Raw genomic sequence first — 16,024 nt, forward strand, 5'->3', positions numbered from 1 at the left:
ATGACCGATCTGTCCGCTTTTCCGATCACGGCGCGCTGGCCGGCTGAACACCCCGACCGCATCCAGCTCTACTCGCTGCCGACGCCCAATGGCGTGAAGGTCTCGATCGCGCTGGAGGAACTGGGCCTTCCCTACGAGCCCCACACCATCGACATCGGCAAGAACGAGACCTGGGGGCCGGAATTCCTCTCGCTCAATCCCAATGGCAAGATTCCTGCGATCATCGATCCCCACGGACCGGGCGGAAAGCCTTTCGGCCTGTTCGAGTCGGGCGCGATCCTGATCTATCTCGCCGAGAAGACCGGCAAGCTGCTCTCGGCCGATCCGGCGACGCGCTACGAGACGATCCAGTGGGTGATGTTCCAGATGGCGGCGGTCGGGCCGATGTTCGGCCAGCTCGGCTTCTTCCACAAATTCGCCGGCAAGGACTATGAGGACAAGCGCCCGCGCGATCGCTACGCCGCCGAGAGCAAGCGCCTGCTCGGCGTGCTCGAAACCAGGCTCACGGGCCGCGACTGGATCATGGGTGCCGACTACAGCATCGCCGACATCGCGCTGCTCGGCTGGGTCCGCAACCTCATCGGCTTCTATGGTGCGGGCGAGCTGGTCGACTATGCCAGCCTGAAAGCCGTGCCGGCCTGGCTGGAGCGCGGCTTGGCGAGGCCGGCCGTGCAGCGCGGGCTGGACAGCCCCAAGCGGCCGGGTTGAGGACCGTCGGCATGGCGATGACGATTTACGGCATCAAGAACTGCGACACGATGAAGAAGGCGCGCTCCTGGCTGGAGACGCAGGGGATCAGCCATGCCTTCCACGACTACAAGGCGGAAGGCATCGACCGCGCCTCCTTGGAGCGCTGGGTCGCCGAGCATGGCTGGGAGACCGTGCTGAACCGCGCCGGCACCACCTTCCGGGCCTTGCCGGATGCGGACAAGCAGGGGCTCGATGCGGGCAAGGCCATCGCCCTGATGCTGGCGCAGCCGTCGATGATCAAGCGCCCGATGCTCGATCTCGGTGGCCGGACCCTCGTCGGCTTCAAGCCCGCGATCTATGAGGCGGCGCTCAGCTCGCGGGCTTGAGGTTTGCCGCCCAGTAGTCCTTGACCTGGTTCACCAGCGCGTCTGGCAAGGGCACATAGCCGAGAGCGGTCGCATCAGCGCCGCCGGTATCGAGCGAGAGCCGGAAGAAGTTCAGAACGTCGCGGGTGCGCCTCGTTAGCGGCTTGGGAACGAGCGCGAAGGTGGTCGCGACGATCGGGTAGGCTTGGGCGCCGGGCGCGTCGGTCAGCATCAGCGCGAAATCCCGGGTCGAGCCCCATTCGGCGCTGGCGGCAGCTGCCTGCAGGCTCGCGGCATCGGCCTTGATGAAGTTGCCGGACTTGTTCTGCACCAGCCCGTAGGTCAGGCCGGCGCGCAGGACCTGGCCGAGCTCGATATAGCCGATCGAATTCTTGATCCGCCCGATGGCGCCCGCGACGCCCTGCGTCCGTTCCGCACCAGCGCCGGTCGGCCATGCGACCTGCGTGTTGGCGCCGATCCGGTCGCGCCATTCGGGGCTGACCTTGGCGAGATAATCGGTCCAGTTGAAGGTCGTGCCCGAGCCGTCCGAGCGGTAGATCACGTTGATCGCGGCGTCGGGCAGCTTGAGCTCGGGATTGACCGCGGCGATCGCGGGATCGGACCAGCGCTTGATCTTGCCGAGATAGATGTCAGCGAGTAGCGCTCCGGTGAATTTCATCTGGCCGGGGGCGACGCCGTCGATGTTCACGACGGGGACGATGCCGCCCATCACGATCGGGAACTGGACCAGGGCCGTCCGGATCAATTCCTCGGGCGAGAGAGGCCGGTCGCTCGTGCCGAAATCGGTAGCGCGCTGCGTCACGCGGACCTCGCCGCCGAGCGAGCCGACCGGCTCGTAATCGACGCCGATGTCGAGCGGCACCATCTCGGCTCCGTCCGATTTGGCGATCCGGTAGTTCTGCGCCCATTTCCCGATGACCGGGAAGGCGAAGGTCGAGCCCGCGCCGGTCAGGGGCTCCGCCTGGCCGGGCGAGACCGAGGACGCCAGCAGCGCGCCAGCGAAAGCAAGAAGGACCAGAGGCTTCATCGCGAACTCCCTGCGACCGAACGCGGGCGAAAGGCCGATCCCGGCCCAGCCCACGATGCCATTGCTAGGCCGCGGCGATGACGGAGCCGTGACGCCGCCGGCATGCGTGAGGGGATCGGCGCGCAAGACTGGCCGTTCCGGAATCAGGCCTTCTTTCGCTGTGCCCCTGATGCGATCGCAATGCCCGACAGCACCGCTATCAGTCCGATGATGACGTGCCAGCCGACCGGTTCGCCGAGAAGCAAGGCACCGGTGATGGCGGCGCTGACCGGATTGACCGTGACGGAGACCGCGACGCGCGTCGGCGTGGTGCGCCCGAGCGCGAAGGACCAGAGGAAGAAGGCGAGCGCGCTGCCGACCAGCCCGACATAGCCGAAGGCGAGCCACTGCACCGGTCCGGTGTCGGCCAGCCGATGCAGGCCGCCGGTCACAGCGGAAAGTCCGATCAGGCCGATCGCCCCGACGCCCATCGCCATGGTCGTGAAGGTCGTCGGACCTGACCGCGCGATCAGCGGCTTCGACCAGACGCTGTGGAACGCCATGCACAGCGCCGCCGCCATCATCAGCAGGTCGCCCTGCCAGGCCTGCGCCGGCGAGCTGGAAAGACCGGTCGCCAGCGCCAGCGCCACGCCGGCCATCGCGATCAGGACGCCGATGCTTTTCCGCCAGGTCAGCGGCTCGACCCGAAGCGCCGCAGCGACGACCATCGTCAGCAGCGGCAGGGTCGAGAGCGCCAGCGCGCCGCGCGCGGCGGTCGTGAAGATCAGCGAGGCGTTGAACAGGATTGGAAACACCCCGAAGAACAGCGCCCCCAATCCGGCAACCAGCAGCCAGTCGCGACGGGCGGGCCAGGCTTCGGCTTGAAGCAGTGCCAGCGGCAGAAGCCCGAGGAAGCCGATGCCGAAGCGAAGCGCGCCGAGCGTCATCGGGTCGGTCCGGCCGACGACGAAGCGCGTCGCCGCGATCGACGTGCCCCCGATCGCACTCGACAGCATCGCCGCCAGAACACCCAGAAACTCGCTCATCGCCCGTCTCCGCATTGTCGTTGCGCCGGTTCTGCGGGACAAGAGATCAATCAGGGAATGGAATTTCTGACATAAGCCTGATCAGGAAACGTGATGAGCGTCGCAAGGCTCGACCCCGATCTGCTGCAGGCCTTCGTCGCGGTCGCCGAACTGCGTTCGTTCACGCGTGCCGCAGCCCAGCTCAACCGCACCCAGTCGGCGGTCAGCATGCAGGTCAGGCGGCTGGAGGATCGGCTCGGGTCGGAACTCCTCGTCCGCAGCACGGTCCATGTCGAACTGAGCCCTCCCGGCGAAGCGCTGATCGGCTATGCCCGGCAGATCCTGGCCATCAATGCGGAAGCCGTGGCGCGGCTGACCGAGCATCGGCTGGAAGGCCAGGTCCGGCTCGGCGTGATGGATGACTACGGTACGCTCGTCATACCGCCATTGCTGGCGAGTTTTGCCGCGCTCTATCCCTGCATCCAGGTCGAGATGCAGACCGGCCTGACCGGGACCATGACGGAGCGCTTGGGCGAAGCGTTCGATCTCGTCATCGCGATGCACCCGCAGGGGCAGGGCGGCGGGACCTTCCTTCGGCACGAGCAGGCGGTCTGGGCCGTTGGCGCGACGCGCTCGGCGCTGGCGCAGCAGCCGCTGCCGGTCGCGCTCTATCCGCAAGGCTGCCTGTTCAGGCAATGGGCGACGACCGAACTCGATCGCGCCGGTTTGCGCTGGCGGCTTGCCTTCGTAAGCCACAGCCTCGGCGCGGTCGAGGCCGTGGCGGCCCAGGGCTTGGCCGTCACCGTGGTCAAGGCAGGGACCTGTCCGCCAACCCTGCGCATGCTGAAGCCGGAAGACGGTCTGCCGCCCTTACCGAAGGCCGACATCCGGCTGCACTGCGCCACCAGCCCGCCGCAGGCGACGACGCTTCTCGCCGCGCACCTCGTCGCGGACCTGGCTCGCGTGCCGTGAACGGGTGACGAGCGCGGGCGGCACTTCCTTCGCGGACCGCACTGCTTTAACGCGCAGTCCATGAAGACTGACATCATGACAACCGACGCCAGCACAACTGACACCACGGCAGCCGAAGCCAGCGCGGCCGACTTCACCTTCCATCTGCACGCGCGTGATGGCGCGGCCCGCACCGGCGAGATCCGCATGCCGCGTGGCGTGATCCGGACGCCGGCCTTCATGCCTGTCGGTACGGCCGCGACGGTCAAGGGCATGTACCCCGACCAGGTCAGGGCGCTTGGCGCCGATGTCGTGCTCGGCAACACCTACCATCTGATGCTGCGCCCCGGTGCCGAGCGGGTCGCCAAGCTCGGCGGCCTGCACCGCTTCATGAACTGGCCGCACCCGATCCTGACCGATTCCGGCGGCTTCCAGGTGATGTCGCTGGCCAATCTGCGCAAGCTGACGGAGGAGGGCGTCACCTTCCAGTCGCATATCGACGGCTCCAAGCACATGCTCAGCCCGGAGCGCTCCGTCGAGATCCAGAACCTGCTCGGGTCCGACATCGTCATGCAGCTGGACGAATGCGTCTCGCTGCCCTGCGAGGACAAGGTCGCGGAGAAGGCGATGCGGCTGTCGTTGCGTTGGGCGGAACGCTGCAAGGAGGCTTTCGGCAATCCGGCGGGCAGGGCGCTCTTCGGCATCGTCCAGGGCGGTTCGGTGCCGGCGCTGCGCGTCGAGAGCGCCCGCGAACTCGTCGCCATGGACCTCAAGGGCTACGCCATCGGCGGGCTCGCGGTCGGCGAGCCGCAGGACATCATGCTGGCGATGATCGAGACGGTCGAGCCGCATCTGCCGCAGGAAAAGCCGCGCTACCTGATGGGCGTCGGCACGCCCGACGACATCGTCCAGGCGGTCTGCCGCGGCATCGACATGTTCGACTGCGTGATGCCGACGCGGGCCGGCCGTCACGGCCAGATCTTCACCCGCTTCGGGCGGATGAACCTCAAGAACGCCAAACATGCCGACGATCCGCGCCCCATCGACGCGGCCTCGTCCTGCCCGGCCGCGAACAGCTGGTCGCGCGCCTATCTCCACCATCTCGTCAAATCCGAGGAAATGCTCGGCAAGATGCTGCTGACCTGGGTCAACCTGGCCTATTATCAGGAGTTGATGGCGGGGCTTCGCGCGGCGATCGCAGCCGGACGGCTGGCGGATTTCGTGGCGCAGACGAAGGAAGACTGGGCGAAGGGCGACACCGCCGGCGAGCCGGCGTGATCGACCCCTGGTTTCTGCTGCTGGCCCTGAAGATGGCGACCGCGGCGGCGGTCGTCGTCGGTTGCTCGCTGCTGGCCGAGCGCAGCGGCCCGATGATCGCCGCGATGATCGCGACCCTGCCGATCTCGATCGGCCCGGTCTACATCTTCCTAGCCCTCGACCACGACGCAGCCTTCATTGCGCAGGGCGCGCTCGGCAGCATGAGCGCAAACCTCGCCAATGCGGCTCTCTGTTTCGTCTATGTCCCCCTTGCGCAGCGTTTTGGCACGCTCGTCTGCCTGAGCGCGGCCGTGCTGGCCTGGCTCGCGGCGCTGCTCCTGCTGCGTGCTTTGGAGCCGTCCTTCCCGGTTCTGCTGATCACGACGACCCTGGTCTATGGCAGCCTGCACGGGCACTTCCGGCGCTATCGCGCGGCCAGGCCGAACCATCAGGAGAGCCGGCCCTGGTATTTGATTCCGATGCGGGCCGGCTTCGTCGCGACGCTCGCCGCCGTGGTGACGACGCTCAGCGCGCAGGTTGGCCCGGCCTGGTCCGGCGTGCTGGCGGCGCTGCCGGTGGTGCTGACCAGCATGATCGCGATGCTTCAGCCCCGGATCGGCGGGCCGGCGATGGCCGCCGTCCTCGCCAACAGCGCGCTCCCCCTGATCGGCTTCGGCATGGCGATCGGCTCGGTTTACCTGGCCGCCGTGCCGCTCGGCTCAGCCCTGGCGCTGACGCTCGGGCTCGCCATCAGCGTAGCCTGGAATCTCGGGCTGATGCGCCTAAGCCGAGGCGGGCGCTGAGCGCCGCCAGGACGCGATGAACAGCCCACCGATGATCAGCCCGATGCCGGCGACCTGCAGCCCGGTCGGGATCTCGCCGAGGACCGGGATGCCCAGGAGCGTGCCGATGACGGGGATCATCGGCGGGAAACGCCCTGCCACGGACGGCCCGAGCGCGCGGGCCGCCAAGCTCCACAGCCACAGGCCGAGCACGACATTGAGCACGCCCTGGTTCAGCCCATGCAACACGATGACCCACCATGGCGCGACATCGAAGCCGCGGAAGAAGAACAGCGCGTAGAACGGCAGATAGGCCATCGACAGCACCGCGACGACGCTCGTCACCTTCAGCGCATCGAGCCGCCAGAGCTGGACCAGCAGCGGATACATGCCCCAGATCAGGCCGACGCCGACGAAGCAGAGATCACCGAACAGGATCGACGGATTCGTATGGGTCGTGCCGGCGATACCGAGGCAGACCAGGCCGAGCAGAACACCGATGATGCCGAGTACCAGCTGTCGCGTGATCAGGGCCCCGAACAGCGCGACGCTGCCGATGATGCTGATCACCGTCACCAGGCCCGGTCCGATCGTCGCGCCGTGGGCCGCCGGTGCATAGGTGACGCCGGTCAGCAGCAGGAAGCTCATCGGGAAGCCGCTCATCAGCGCCAGCGTGATGCCGCGTCCCCAGCCGACGCCGCCGCATGTCGTGACGCCGCGCGCGAGAAAGCCCGGCAGCAGCAGCAGGCCGGCGACGCCGAAGCGCAGAGCGAGAAGATCATGCGACGTCAGGCCGTTGAGGACGGCATGGCGACTGATGACGAAATTGGAGCCGAAGATCAGCATGGCCAGCATCATGCCGGCAAAGGCCAGCCGCCAGCGCCGCTTCTCGCGGCTCTGGTTCGCTTCGGACAACGGCGCCGTCTGATCCATCCCGCCGGTATCGCGCGAATGCCGGCGCGGCGTTAGCGCTGCGGGTGCATGGCGCCTGCGCGCCATCTTCGCGGGCGCAGCATGACTATGGCGCTGCGGCAGAAACAATTGGAGACGAAGCACCGCAATTGCTCCCCGCTTCGGCCGCTCTCGCGCCGGGCCTCCCGTGCTTCCTGTGCAGGTTCATGGAGGGATTTATCGACATGTCGGGTTCGATCTTCACGGGAGCGGCGGGATTCCTGCGCGGCGTCGGCAACCAGGCGGCGATCTCTGTCGCGGCGTCCGCCCTTGCCGCGGTGCTTCTTGCGCTTCCGGGCGGGATTTCGCTGCCGTTCACGGGCTCGGCTGCCGAGCAGAGCGATATCGGCCGGGGCAGCTCCGATGGCTGGGTCTCGCCGGTTGCGTCCGACGGCAAGATCCGTGCGCGCCATCAGGACGCGGCGGGCGGCGATGCGCCGCTGCGGGCATCGGATCTGCCGGGCCTGCTCAGCCCGGCCGCGATCGTGATGCCGATGATGCTCGAATGGACTCAGCCGGTCGTCGAGATCGCAGCCCTGCCGCAAGCCCGGTCCACTGCCGCAACCGAACCACGCGCCCGTCTCGTCCAGGCGCAGGCGCAGGCGCTTCCGCCCCGCCGGCCCGCGATCGAACGCGCCGTGGCGGTATCCGATACGGCGCCGCTTCAGATCGCACCGGCCTCAGTGCAGGTCGCGGCGAATGCTCCCGCGACGAGTGAGGTGGCAAGACCACCGCAGCGCAGCGTGCTGGGCGTGACCATGCCCGCACCGGTGTCCCGCGTCGGCGATGCGGTCTCCGGCGCGGTCGGCCTGGTCGGCGCGGCGGGGACCTGGACGCTGTCGCGCGCGTCGGACCTGCTGCCGCGTCTCTAGAGCGTTTTCAAGCGAAGTGGATACCGGTTCGCATGAAGAAAACGCGTCAGCTATGCTCTGGCCCTAGGCCAGCGCCTTCAGCGCGGCGCGACCGGCATAGACCGCCTGCGCGCCGAGCTCTTCCTCGATGCGCAGGAGCTGGTTGTACTTCGCCGTCCGGTCGGAACGGGCGAGCGAGCCGGTCTTGATCTGTCCGCAATTCGTCGCGACCGAGAGGTCGGCGATGGTGGAATCCTCGGTCTCGCCCGAGCGATGCGACATCACGGCGGTGTAGCCGGCACGCTGCGCCATCTCGACGGCGGCGAGCGTCTCGGTCAGCGAGCCGATCTGGTTGACCTTCACCAGGATCGAGTTCGCCGTCTTCTCCTTGATGCCGCGCGACAGGCGGGTGACGTTTGTGACGAACAGGTCGTCGCCGACGAGCTGGCACTTGGCTCCGACGAGATCGGTCAGCGCCTTCCAGCCCTCCCAGTCGTCCTCGGACATGCCGTCCTCGATCGAGACGATCGGATAGCTGCCGACGAGCTTGGCGAGGTATTTCGCCTGCGCCTTGGGATCGCGCGTCTTGCGCTCGCCCTCATAGACGTAAGCACCGTCCTTGAAGAACTCGGTCGCGGCGCAGTCCAGCGCGAGCGCAATGTCCTCGCCGGGCTTGTAGCCGGCTGCCTCGATCGCCTGCATGACGAAGTCCAGCGCCGCTTCAGCCGACTTGATGTTGGGCGCGAAGCCGCCCTCGTCGCCGACATTGGTGTTGTGGCCGGCGTCGTGGAGCTTCTTCTTGAGCGTGTGGAAGATCTCCGAGCCCATGCGCAGCCCCTCCAAGAAGGACGGTGCGCCGATCGGCATGATCATGAATTCCTGGAAGTCGATCGGGTTGTCGGCATGCGCGCCGCCATTGACGATGTTCATCATCGGCACGGGCAGGACGCGCGCCTGCGTGCCGCCGACATAGCGGTAGAGCGGCAGGCCGGCAGCTTCTGCAGCGGCCTTGGCGACGGCGAGTGAGACGCCGAGGATCGCGTTGGCGCCGAGCTTGCTCTTGTTGGGCGTGCCGTCGAGCTCGATCATCGCCTGGTCGATCGCGACCTGATCCTCGGCGTCCATGGCGACGAGCTGCTCGGCGATGGCGACATTGACCGCCTCGACCGCCTTCAGGACGCCCTTGCCGAGATAGCGGCTCTTATCGCCGTCACGCAGCTCGACCGCCTCATGTGCGCCGGTCGAGGCACCTGACGGGACGGCGGCGCGGCCCATCGAGCCGTCTTCCAGCACCACATCGACCTCGACGGTGGGGTTGCCGCGCGAGTCGAGAATCTGACGGCCGATGATGTCGATGATCGCGGTCATGGGAGCTCCGTGGCGGGCGCGGGAAGGGGTGTCTGCCGCGCTTCTAGCCAACGTCCCGGCGCTCGGGAAGCCTCAATCCGCGCGCCAGCAGGCCACGGCGGCGGAATCCAGCGAGACCTGCCGCGCGACAGCTAGGACGTTCGCCTTGTTCTCGCCAGGCTCCGGCCCGCGTCTTGCGGTTCTGCCGATGTTGACAGCCGACTGTTTCATCGGGAGACGAGAATGTTCCGGATCATGCCCAATAGCCCCCGCCCGTCCCTGGCGGTCGTCCTCGCCTCGGTCGCCGTCACCCTGGCGTGGTGGGCGGGACTGTGTGCGTTCGCTGGCCGGGCCGTCTGGTTCTGGTGATCAGGAATCATCCTCGGTGCGGACATAGCCGCCGACGAGGAACCCGCTCTGGAGCGCGAAGAGATAGCCGACCCAGACCAGGATGCTGAAGAAGCCGAATTCGTCGCGCACCAGCCAGAGCGGGATCATGACGAGCGTCATGGCCAGGCTCGCGGCGATGATCGCGAGGTAATTATAGGACAGGCCGATCAAAATCCCGATGAGAAACAAGATACCGGCAATAATCATCGGTCGGCTGAATCGCTTGTCCAGGAGGCCGCAGTGACATCTGCCGGCTGGAGAAGCGTCGTAGCGGGGTGACCGCTCCGATCCTGTTTACGGCCGCGGCGCGATTTGAATCAAATTGATGGCACGTAGCGGGTTCGTACCCGTTGCATCCGGCCGAAGCGCTGCGTCGACGTCCCGCCGGCGGAACCCTGACTGCGAAAACCGGTTCCCACGGCCTCGCGCAATGCTCTAGAAGGCGGCAAACCTCAGGAGCCTCCGATGTCGATCGACGCCTCGACCCTGCAACTCGGGCAGCATGCCGAGCTGCCTGCTTCGCCCGACCAGGCGCGCCTCGACCGCGTGCCCAATCCGCACCAGGGCACGTCCTATCTCGCGCGCTTCACCTGTCCCGAATTCACCTCGATCTGTCCCGTCACCGGTCAGCCCGATTTCGGCATCCTCGTCATCGACTACCTGCCGGATCAGTGGCTGGTCGAATCGAAGTCGCTGAAGCTCTATCTCGGCGCCTTCCGCAACCATGGCGCCTTCCACGAGGACTGCACCGTGGGGATCGGCAAGCGCCTCGTCGAACTGCTCGAGCCGGAGTGGTTCCGGATCGGCGGCTACTGGTATCCGCGTGGCGGCATCCCAATCGACGTGTTCTGGCAGACGGGCGAGCCGCCGAAGGGCCTCTGGCTTCCCGACCAGGGCGTCGCGCCCTATCGCGGGCGCTAGGCGTCCGGCCCGAGCGAGCCGTTTGCCGCGATCATTGCCACCGGCGCAGTGTCCTTTGCTCGGCAGGCGCATTGCTCATGAGAGCATGCCTATACGCGGAGACGAGATTCCGTTCCGGCTGCTGCCGAAATGTGACGATGTCCGGGCGCGAAAGCCGATACGGCTCAGGTGCGGCTGCCGGCCAGCGGCATGATGCGCGGCGTGACGTAGCCGAACACCACGATCGCAACGGAGAACAGCAGGATCGCCGCACCGGTCCCGATCAGGTGCATCGCCGATCCCATCACCAGCGGGCCCGTCGCCTGACCGAGGAAGAAACAGCAGGCGAACAGCGCCATCGCCGAGCCGCGCGCGCTTGGCGCAAGCTCGGTCGCCTGTGCCTGGAAGGTGCCGTGCAGCAGGAAGAAGCCGAAGCCCTGCAGACCGAAGAGCGGGATCGCGCTCCACCAGGGCCAGTCGAAGGCGAAGAGGGCGAGCCCGATGGCGCAGATCACGCCGCCGGTGCGGGTCATCAGCTTCGGCCCGAGCCGCTCGACGAGGATGCGGGTCGACAGGCCGTACACCAGGCAGCCGAATCCCATGCCGGCGATGACGAGACCCGCCTGTGCCGGGCCGACGTCCGAGCGCTCGAACAGGATCGCAGCGACATAGGCCGGGATGCCGAACAGCAGGATTCCCTCGATGATCACCAGGCCGTAGAGCAGCTTGGTCCTCGGGTTGGAGAAGACGGTGCGATAATTGGCGAGCGCGCCGGAGAGGCTGAGTTTCTGGCGCGTGACGTTGCGGCGGGGTTTCAGCACCACCGCAACGAGGATGGCCGCCAGCGTCGCGATGAGCGCCGCCGAGAGGAAGGCGGCGCGCCAGCCGATATGCGTCGCGATCAGCCCTGAGCAGGCCGAGCCCGACATCTGCCCGATGATCATCAGCACGGTGAACCGGCCGAGCGCGATCTGGCGCTCCTGCATCGGCGCCCGATCTCCGATCGCTGCCATTGCGATCGGGATGATCCCGCCCGACGCGACGCCGGTGACGGCCCGCACCACGGCCATCACTTCGAAGCTGCCGGACAGGGCGGCGACCGACGAGAACAGCGCCAGGGCCAGCAGGCAGATCAGGATCGTGCGGACCTTGCCAATCGCGTCGGCGAGCGGGCCTAGGAACGGCTGGCCCAGCGCATAGGACAGCGAGAAGGCCGTCACCATCATGACGATGTGAGGGACGCTGCGGCCGAACTCACCGGCGAGCGTCGGGATCAGCGGATCGATGATCCGCATGGTGAAGGTCGAGGCGAAGCCACAGGCGCCGAGGACCAGGATGAGCGGGGTCAGGGAGATGGGCGCCGGCGCGGAGGGCGGCGCCGGTGCGGGCGTGTCAGACATAAGCCAGCGTAGGCTTGGCCTTGGCCTTGGCAAGTCGATCAAAGCTTTGCAGCTCTGCGATCAGCGCAGGGAAGGCGCTCAGCGGCACCATGTTGGGGCCGTCGCTGGGTGCGTTGTCGGGGTCTTCATGCGTCTCGATGAACACGCCCGCGACGCCGACCGCGACTGCAGCCCGCGCCAGAACACCCACGAATTCGCGCTGGCCGCCGGAGGACGAGCCCTTGCCGCCCGGCTGCTGCACCGAATGCGTGGCATCGAAGATCACCGGCGCGCCGATCGTCTGCGCCATGATCGGGAGCGCGCGCATGTCGGAGACCAGCGTGTTGTAGCCGAAGGACGCGCCCCGTTCGGTCAGCATGACGTTGGGGTTGCCGCTCTCGGTGATTTTCGCGGCGACATTGACCATGTCCCAGGGCGCCAGGAACTGACCCTTCTTCACATTCACGACACGCCCGGTCTGCGCCGCCGCGACCAGCAGGTCGGTCTGCCGGCAGAGATAGGCCGGGATCTGCAGCACATCGACGCATTCCGCCACGGCGGCGCATTGGCCTGCTTCGTGCACATCGGTCAGGACGGGCAGTCCGGTCGCTTCGCGGATTTCGGCGAAGACGGGCAGGGCGGCCTTGAGCCCCATGCCGCGCTCGGCCCGCACGCTGGTCCGGTTGGCCTTGTCGAAGGAGGTCTTGAACACGAGGCCGATGCCGAGCCGATCGGCGATCTCCTTCAGCGCGAAGGCCATCTCGAGCGCATGGTCCCGGCTTTCCATCTGGCACGGGCCGGCGATCACGGAGAGCGGCAGGCTGTTGCCGAAGCGAACCGGAGACGGCAGATCGGCGCCGATGGAGACGATGGCGTTGGCGGTCATGGGCGGCGTCCCCTTTGCGGTCAGGCGCCGGGCTTATGTCCGGCGGGGCCGGTGGGTCAAGCCAAACCGCCTGCAATGCGGATAAGCTGCGACATTGCGTCGAACGGACTGGCGAAGCAGCGGCGAGGTCTGTAAATTCATCGGCGAGGCATTATGTCGGGTGGGAACGCCAGGGACCGATCTTGAGAACAATGGCAGCCATGACCAGGCAGGCAGGGAACACCGGGGCGTCGGGCGATGCCGTGGTGCCGCCGCCGGCTGCCCTGGTCGAACCGAGGGGAATGGCCGATCGCCCCAAGCGGCCGCCGCCACCGACCGATGGCGGCCGTGACGGGACCGGCACGGCTGTCCTGACCCGGACCCGAACCCGCAAGCCGAACCTCTATCGTGTCCTGCTGCTGAACGACGACTACACCCCGATGGAATTCGTCGTTCACGTTCTCGAACGCTTCTTCCAGAAGGACCGTGCCGCTGCCACCCAGATCATGATGCATGTGCATCAAAACGGCGTCGGCGAATGTGGTGTCTTTACCTATGAGGTCGCCGAGACGAAGGTCACGCTCGTCATGGATCTTGCGCGCAAGCACATGCATCCGCTCCAATGCGTGATGGAGAAGAAGTAGAGTTTTGAGTTCGCTCACCCAATCGAAATCGGAATAGGAGCGCAATCCGTGCCGAGTTTCTCGCGCAGTCTCGAACAGGCGCTTCACCGCGCCCTGGCGCTCGCCAACGAACGTCACCACGAATACGCCACGCTGGAGCATCTGCTGCTCGCCTTGGTCGATGACCAGGACGCAGCCGCAGTGATGCGGGCCTGCAGCGTCGATCTCGATACGCTCAGGCGCAACCTCGTCGATTACATCGACGCGGAACTGGCCAATCTCGTTACCGACGGGCGCGACGATTCGAAGCCGACCGCCGGCTTCCAGCGCGTGATCCAGCGCGCCGTCATCCATGTCCAGTCGTCGGGTCGCGAAGAGGTGACCGGCGCCAACGTGCTCGTCGCCATGTTCGCCGAGCGCGAGAGCCACGCCGCCTATTTCCTGCAGGAGCAGGACATGACCCGCTACGACGCGGTCAACTACATCAGCCACGGCATCGCCAAACGCCCGGGCGCCAGCGAGCCGCGGCCGATCCGCGGCGTCGAGGAGGAGCCCGAGCAGCAGCGCGATTCGCGTGCCGCCGATCAGGGCAACGACGCCGACAAGGACAAGAAGAAGAAGGAGAGCGCGCTCGACGCCTATTGCGTCAACCTCAACCGCAAGGCGCGCGACGGCCGCATCGACCCACTGATCGGCCGCGAGGCCGAGGTTCAGCGCACCATCCAGATCCTCTGCCGCCGGCAGAAGAACAACCCGCTGCTGGTCGGCGAGCCCGGCGTCGGCAAGACCGCAATCGCCGAAGGCCTCGCCCTCAAGATCATCCGCGGCGAGGTGCCCGAGGTGCTGGAGGACGCGACCGTGTTCTCGCTGGACATGGGCACACTGCTGGCCGGCACGCGCTATCGCGGCGATTTCGAGGAACGCCTCAAGCAGGTGATGAAGGAGATCGAGGCCCATCCCAAGGCGATCATGTTCATCGACGAGATCCACACGGTGATCGGCGCTGGCGCGACCTCGGGCGGGGCGATGGATGCCTCCAACCTGCTCAAGCCCGCGCTCGCCTCCGGCGGGCTGCGCTGCATCGGCTCGACCACCTACAAGGAATACCGCCAGTATTTCGAGAAGGACCGCGCGCTTGTCCGCCGCTTCCAGAAGATCGACGTCAATGAGCCGTCGATCCCCGACGCGATCGAGATCCTCAAGGGGCTGAAGCCCTATTTCGAGGAGTTCCACAAGCTGCGCTACACCAACGACGCCATCAAGGCAGCGGTGGAACTCTCGGCGCGCTACATCCATGACCGCAAGTTGCCGGACAAGGCGATCGACGTGATCGACGAGACCGGCGCCTCGCAGATGCTGGTGACCGAGAGCAAGCGCAAGAAGGTCATCGGCGTGAAGGAGATCGAGGCCGCGATCGCGACCATGGCGCGCATCCCGGCCAAGACGGTCTCGAAGGATGACGCCGAGGTTCTCCGCAACCTCGAAACTACGCTGAAGCGCACGGTCTACGGCCAGGAAAAGGCGATCGAGGCGTTGTCCTCGTCGATCAAGCTGGCGCGGGCCGGCCTGCGCGACGGCGAGAAGCCGATCGGCTGCTATCTCTTCGCGGGTCCCACCGGCGTCGGCAAGACCGAGGTCGCCCGCCAGCTCGCGGCGTCGCTCGGTGTCGAGACGGTGCGCTTCGACATGTCCGAATACATGGAGCGGCACACGGTTTCGCGGCTGATCGGCGCGCCTCCGGGCTATGTCGGCTTCGATCAGGGCGGCCTTCTGACCGACCAGATCGACCAGCACCCGCATTGCGTGCTGCTGCTCGACGAGATCGAGAAGGCCCATCCGGACCTGTTCAACATCCTGTTGCAGGTGATGGACCATGGCAAGCTGACCGACAACAACGGCAAGCAGGTCGATTTCAGGAACGTCATCCTGATCATGACCACCAATGCCGGCGCCGCCGACATGGCCCGCAACGCTTATGGCTTCACGCGCCAGAAGCGCGAGGGTGACGACACCGACGCGATCAACAAGCTGTTCGCGCCGGAATTCCGCAACCGGCTCGATTCAGTGATCTCCTTCGGCCATCTGCCGAAGACGGTCGTCGCCCGCGTCGTCGACAAGTTCGTGCTGCAGCTCGAGGCGCAGCTCGCCGATCGCAACGTCACGATCGAGCTTTCGGACGAGGCGCGCGAATGGCTGGTCGAGAACGGCTATGACGAAGCAATGGGCGCAAGGCCGATGGCCCGCTTGATCCAGCAGACGATCAAGACGCCGCTGGCCGACGAGGTCCTGTTCGGGCGCCTCAAGAACGGCGGCGCGGTCAAGGTCGTGGTGGTGCAGTCGGAGACCGGCATCAAGGTGCTGGGTCTCGAATTCCCCGATGGCCCGGTCAAGCCCAAGCCGGAGAAGGATGTCGCCGCAGCCGCCGAGCAGCGTGCCCGCAAGCCGCGCGCCAAGGCGTCATCGACGTCAAAACCGGCCTCGACCGGTCCCCGCCGAGGCGATGGCGGGGCGGGAGGCAAGGCCGGGAAGGGGGATGGCGGCGGCAAGCCGCCCGTCGAGGCGCCCAAGGCGCAGCGTTCGGTCCGCACCGTCCCCAAGGTCCCCCTGACGAAGGCTTGAGA

The 16,024-nt window shown here is 66.7% G+C and carries 16 protein-coding genes; 9 read left to right on the forward strand and 7 right to left on the reverse strand.

Annotation, left to right across the window (positions count from 1 at the left end):
- Together AC1DYU_RS02840 and AC1DYU_RS02845 are read left to right on the forward strand one after the other, a co-directional pair.
- Complete coding sequence (locus tag AC1DYU_RS02840) at positions 1 to 708, forward strand: glutathione S-transferase N-terminal domain-containing protein (RefSeq protein ID WP_476790320.1); 708 nt, start codon at positions 1 to 3, stop codon at positions 706 to 708.
- An 11-nt stretch (positions 709 to 719) separates the two neighbouring features.
- Positions 720 to 1,076 carry an ArsC family reductase gene (locus AC1DYU_RS02845; protein ID WP_476790321.1) on the forward strand — a complete coding sequence of 119 codons (357 nt, stop codon included), beginning with the start codon at positions 720 to 722 and terminating at the stop codon, positions 1,074 to 1,076.
- Here the strand turns inward: AC1DYU_RS02845 and pstS are convergent.
- Positions 1,060 to 2,103 (reverse strand): phosphate ABC transporter substrate-binding protein PstS, encoded by a 1,044-nt coding sequence (pstS, locus tag AC1DYU_RS02850; RefSeq protein WP_476790322.1) that lies wholly within the window; start codon positions 2,101 to 2,103, stop codon positions 1,060 to 1,062. The two genes, AC1DYU_RS02845 and pstS, sit on opposite strands and share 17 nt — an antisense overlap.
- A 143-nt stretch (positions 2,104 to 2,246) precedes the next feature.
- On the reverse strand, positions 2,247 to 3,128 hold the full coding sequence (locus AC1DYU_RS02855; protein WP_476790323.1) for a DMT family transporter: 882 nt from the start codon (positions 3,126 to 3,128) through the stop codon (positions 2,247 to 2,249).
- Positions 3,129 to 3,221: 93 nt separating this feature from the next.
- On the opposite strand from AC1DYU_RS02855, the gene AC1DYU_RS02860 reads away from it, so the two are divergent.
- The 3 genes from AC1DYU_RS02860 (at position 3,222) to AC1DYU_RS02870 (ending at position 6,118) form a co-directional block, all read left to right on the forward strand.
- Entirely contained in the window at positions 3,222 to 4,079 is an 858-nt protein-coding gene (locus AC1DYU_RS02860; protein WP_476790324.1) for a LysR family transcriptional regulator, read from the forward strand.
- A gap of 75 nt (positions 4,080 to 4,154) precedes the next feature.
- Complete coding sequence (tgt, locus tag AC1DYU_RS02865; RefSeq protein ID WP_476790325.1) at positions 4,155 to 5,336, forward strand: tRNA guanosine(34) transglycosylase Tgt; 1,182 nt, start codon at positions 4,155 to 4,157, stop codon at positions 5,334 to 5,336.
- Complete coding sequence (locus AC1DYU_RS02870; RefSeq protein ID WP_476790326.1) at positions 5,333 to 6,118, forward strand: hypothetical protein; 786 nt, start codon at positions 5,333 to 5,335, stop codon at positions 6,116 to 6,118. The genes tgt and AC1DYU_RS02870 overlap by 4 nt, the downstream gene beginning before the upstream one ends.
- Here AC1DYU_RS02870 and AC1DYU_RS02875 read toward each other — a convergent pair.
- Positions 6,098 to 7,012, reverse strand: a complete 915-nt coding sequence (locus tag AC1DYU_RS02875) for a DMT family transporter (protein WP_476790327.1) — start codon at positions 7,010 to 7,012, stop codon at positions 6,098 to 6,100. The genes AC1DYU_RS02870 and AC1DYU_RS02875 overlap by 21 nt on opposite strands.
- A gap of 221 nt (positions 7,013 to 7,233) precedes the next feature.
- Here AC1DYU_RS02875 and AC1DYU_RS02880 point away from each other — a divergent pair, with 221 nt between their 5' ends.
- On the forward strand, positions 7,234 to 7,920 hold the full coding sequence (locus AC1DYU_RS02880; protein ID WP_476790328.1) for a hypothetical protein: 687 nt from the start codon (positions 7,234 to 7,236) through the stop codon (positions 7,918 to 7,920).
- Positions 7,921 to 7,983: 63 nt separating this feature from the next.
- Here the strand turns inward: AC1DYU_RS02880 and eno are convergent, their stop codons facing one another.
- Positions 7,984 to 9,267, reverse strand: coding sequence for a phosphopyruvate hydratase (eno, locus tag AC1DYU_RS02885; protein ID WP_476790329.1), 1,284 nt, complete (start codon positions 9,265 to 9,267; stop codon positions 7,984 to 7,986).
- Between the two features lie 348 nt (positions 9,268 to 9,615).
- Entirely contained in the window at positions 9,616 to 9,825 is a 210-nt protein-coding gene (locus AC1DYU_RS02890) for a hypothetical protein (RefSeq protein WP_476790330.1), read from the reverse strand.
- 276 nt (positions 9,826 to 10,101) lie between these two features.
- On the opposite strand from AC1DYU_RS02890, the gene queF reads away from it, so the two are divergent.
- On the forward strand, positions 10,102 to 10,557 hold the full coding sequence (gene queF / locus AC1DYU_RS02895) for a preQ(1) synthase (RefSeq protein WP_476790331.1): 456 nt from the start codon (positions 10,102 to 10,104) through the stop codon (positions 10,555 to 10,557).
- Between the two features lie 164 nt (positions 10,558 to 10,721).
- Here the strand turns inward: queF and AC1DYU_RS02900 are convergent, their stop codons facing one another.
- Positions 10,722 to 11,936 (reverse strand): MFS transporter, encoded by a 1,215-nt coding sequence (locus tag AC1DYU_RS02900; RefSeq protein WP_476790332.1) that lies wholly within the window; start codon positions 11,934 to 11,936, stop codon positions 10,722 to 10,724.
- Positions 11,929 to 12,801, reverse strand: a complete 873-nt coding sequence (gene kdsA, locus AC1DYU_RS02905) for a 3-deoxy-8-phosphooctulonate synthase (protein ID WP_476790333.1) — start codon at positions 12,799 to 12,801, stop codon at positions 11,929 to 11,931. Before kdsA ends, AC1DYU_RS02900 begins: the two co-directional genes overlap by 8 nt.
- A 281-nt stretch (positions 12,802 to 13,082) precedes the next feature.
- On the opposite strand from kdsA, the gene clpS reads away from it, so the two are divergent.
- Both clpS and clpA read left to right on the forward strand, forming a co-directional pair.
- Positions 13,083 to 13,424, forward strand: coding sequence for an ATP-dependent Clp protease adapter ClpS (gene clpS, locus AC1DYU_RS02910; protein ID WP_158486274.1), 342 nt, complete (start codon positions 13,083 to 13,085; stop codon positions 13,422 to 13,424).
- A 48-nt stretch (positions 13,425 to 13,472) separates the two neighbouring features.
- Positions 13,473 to 16,022, forward strand: a complete 2,550-nt coding sequence (gene clpA / locus AC1DYU_RS02915; RefSeq protein WP_476790334.1) for an ATP-dependent Clp protease ATP-binding subunit ClpA — start codon at positions 13,473 to 13,475, stop codon at positions 16,020 to 16,022.
- Positions 16,023 to 16,024 lie beyond the last annotated feature (2 nt).

It is taken from the genome of Allobosea sp. P2_B12, assembly GCF_056404835.1.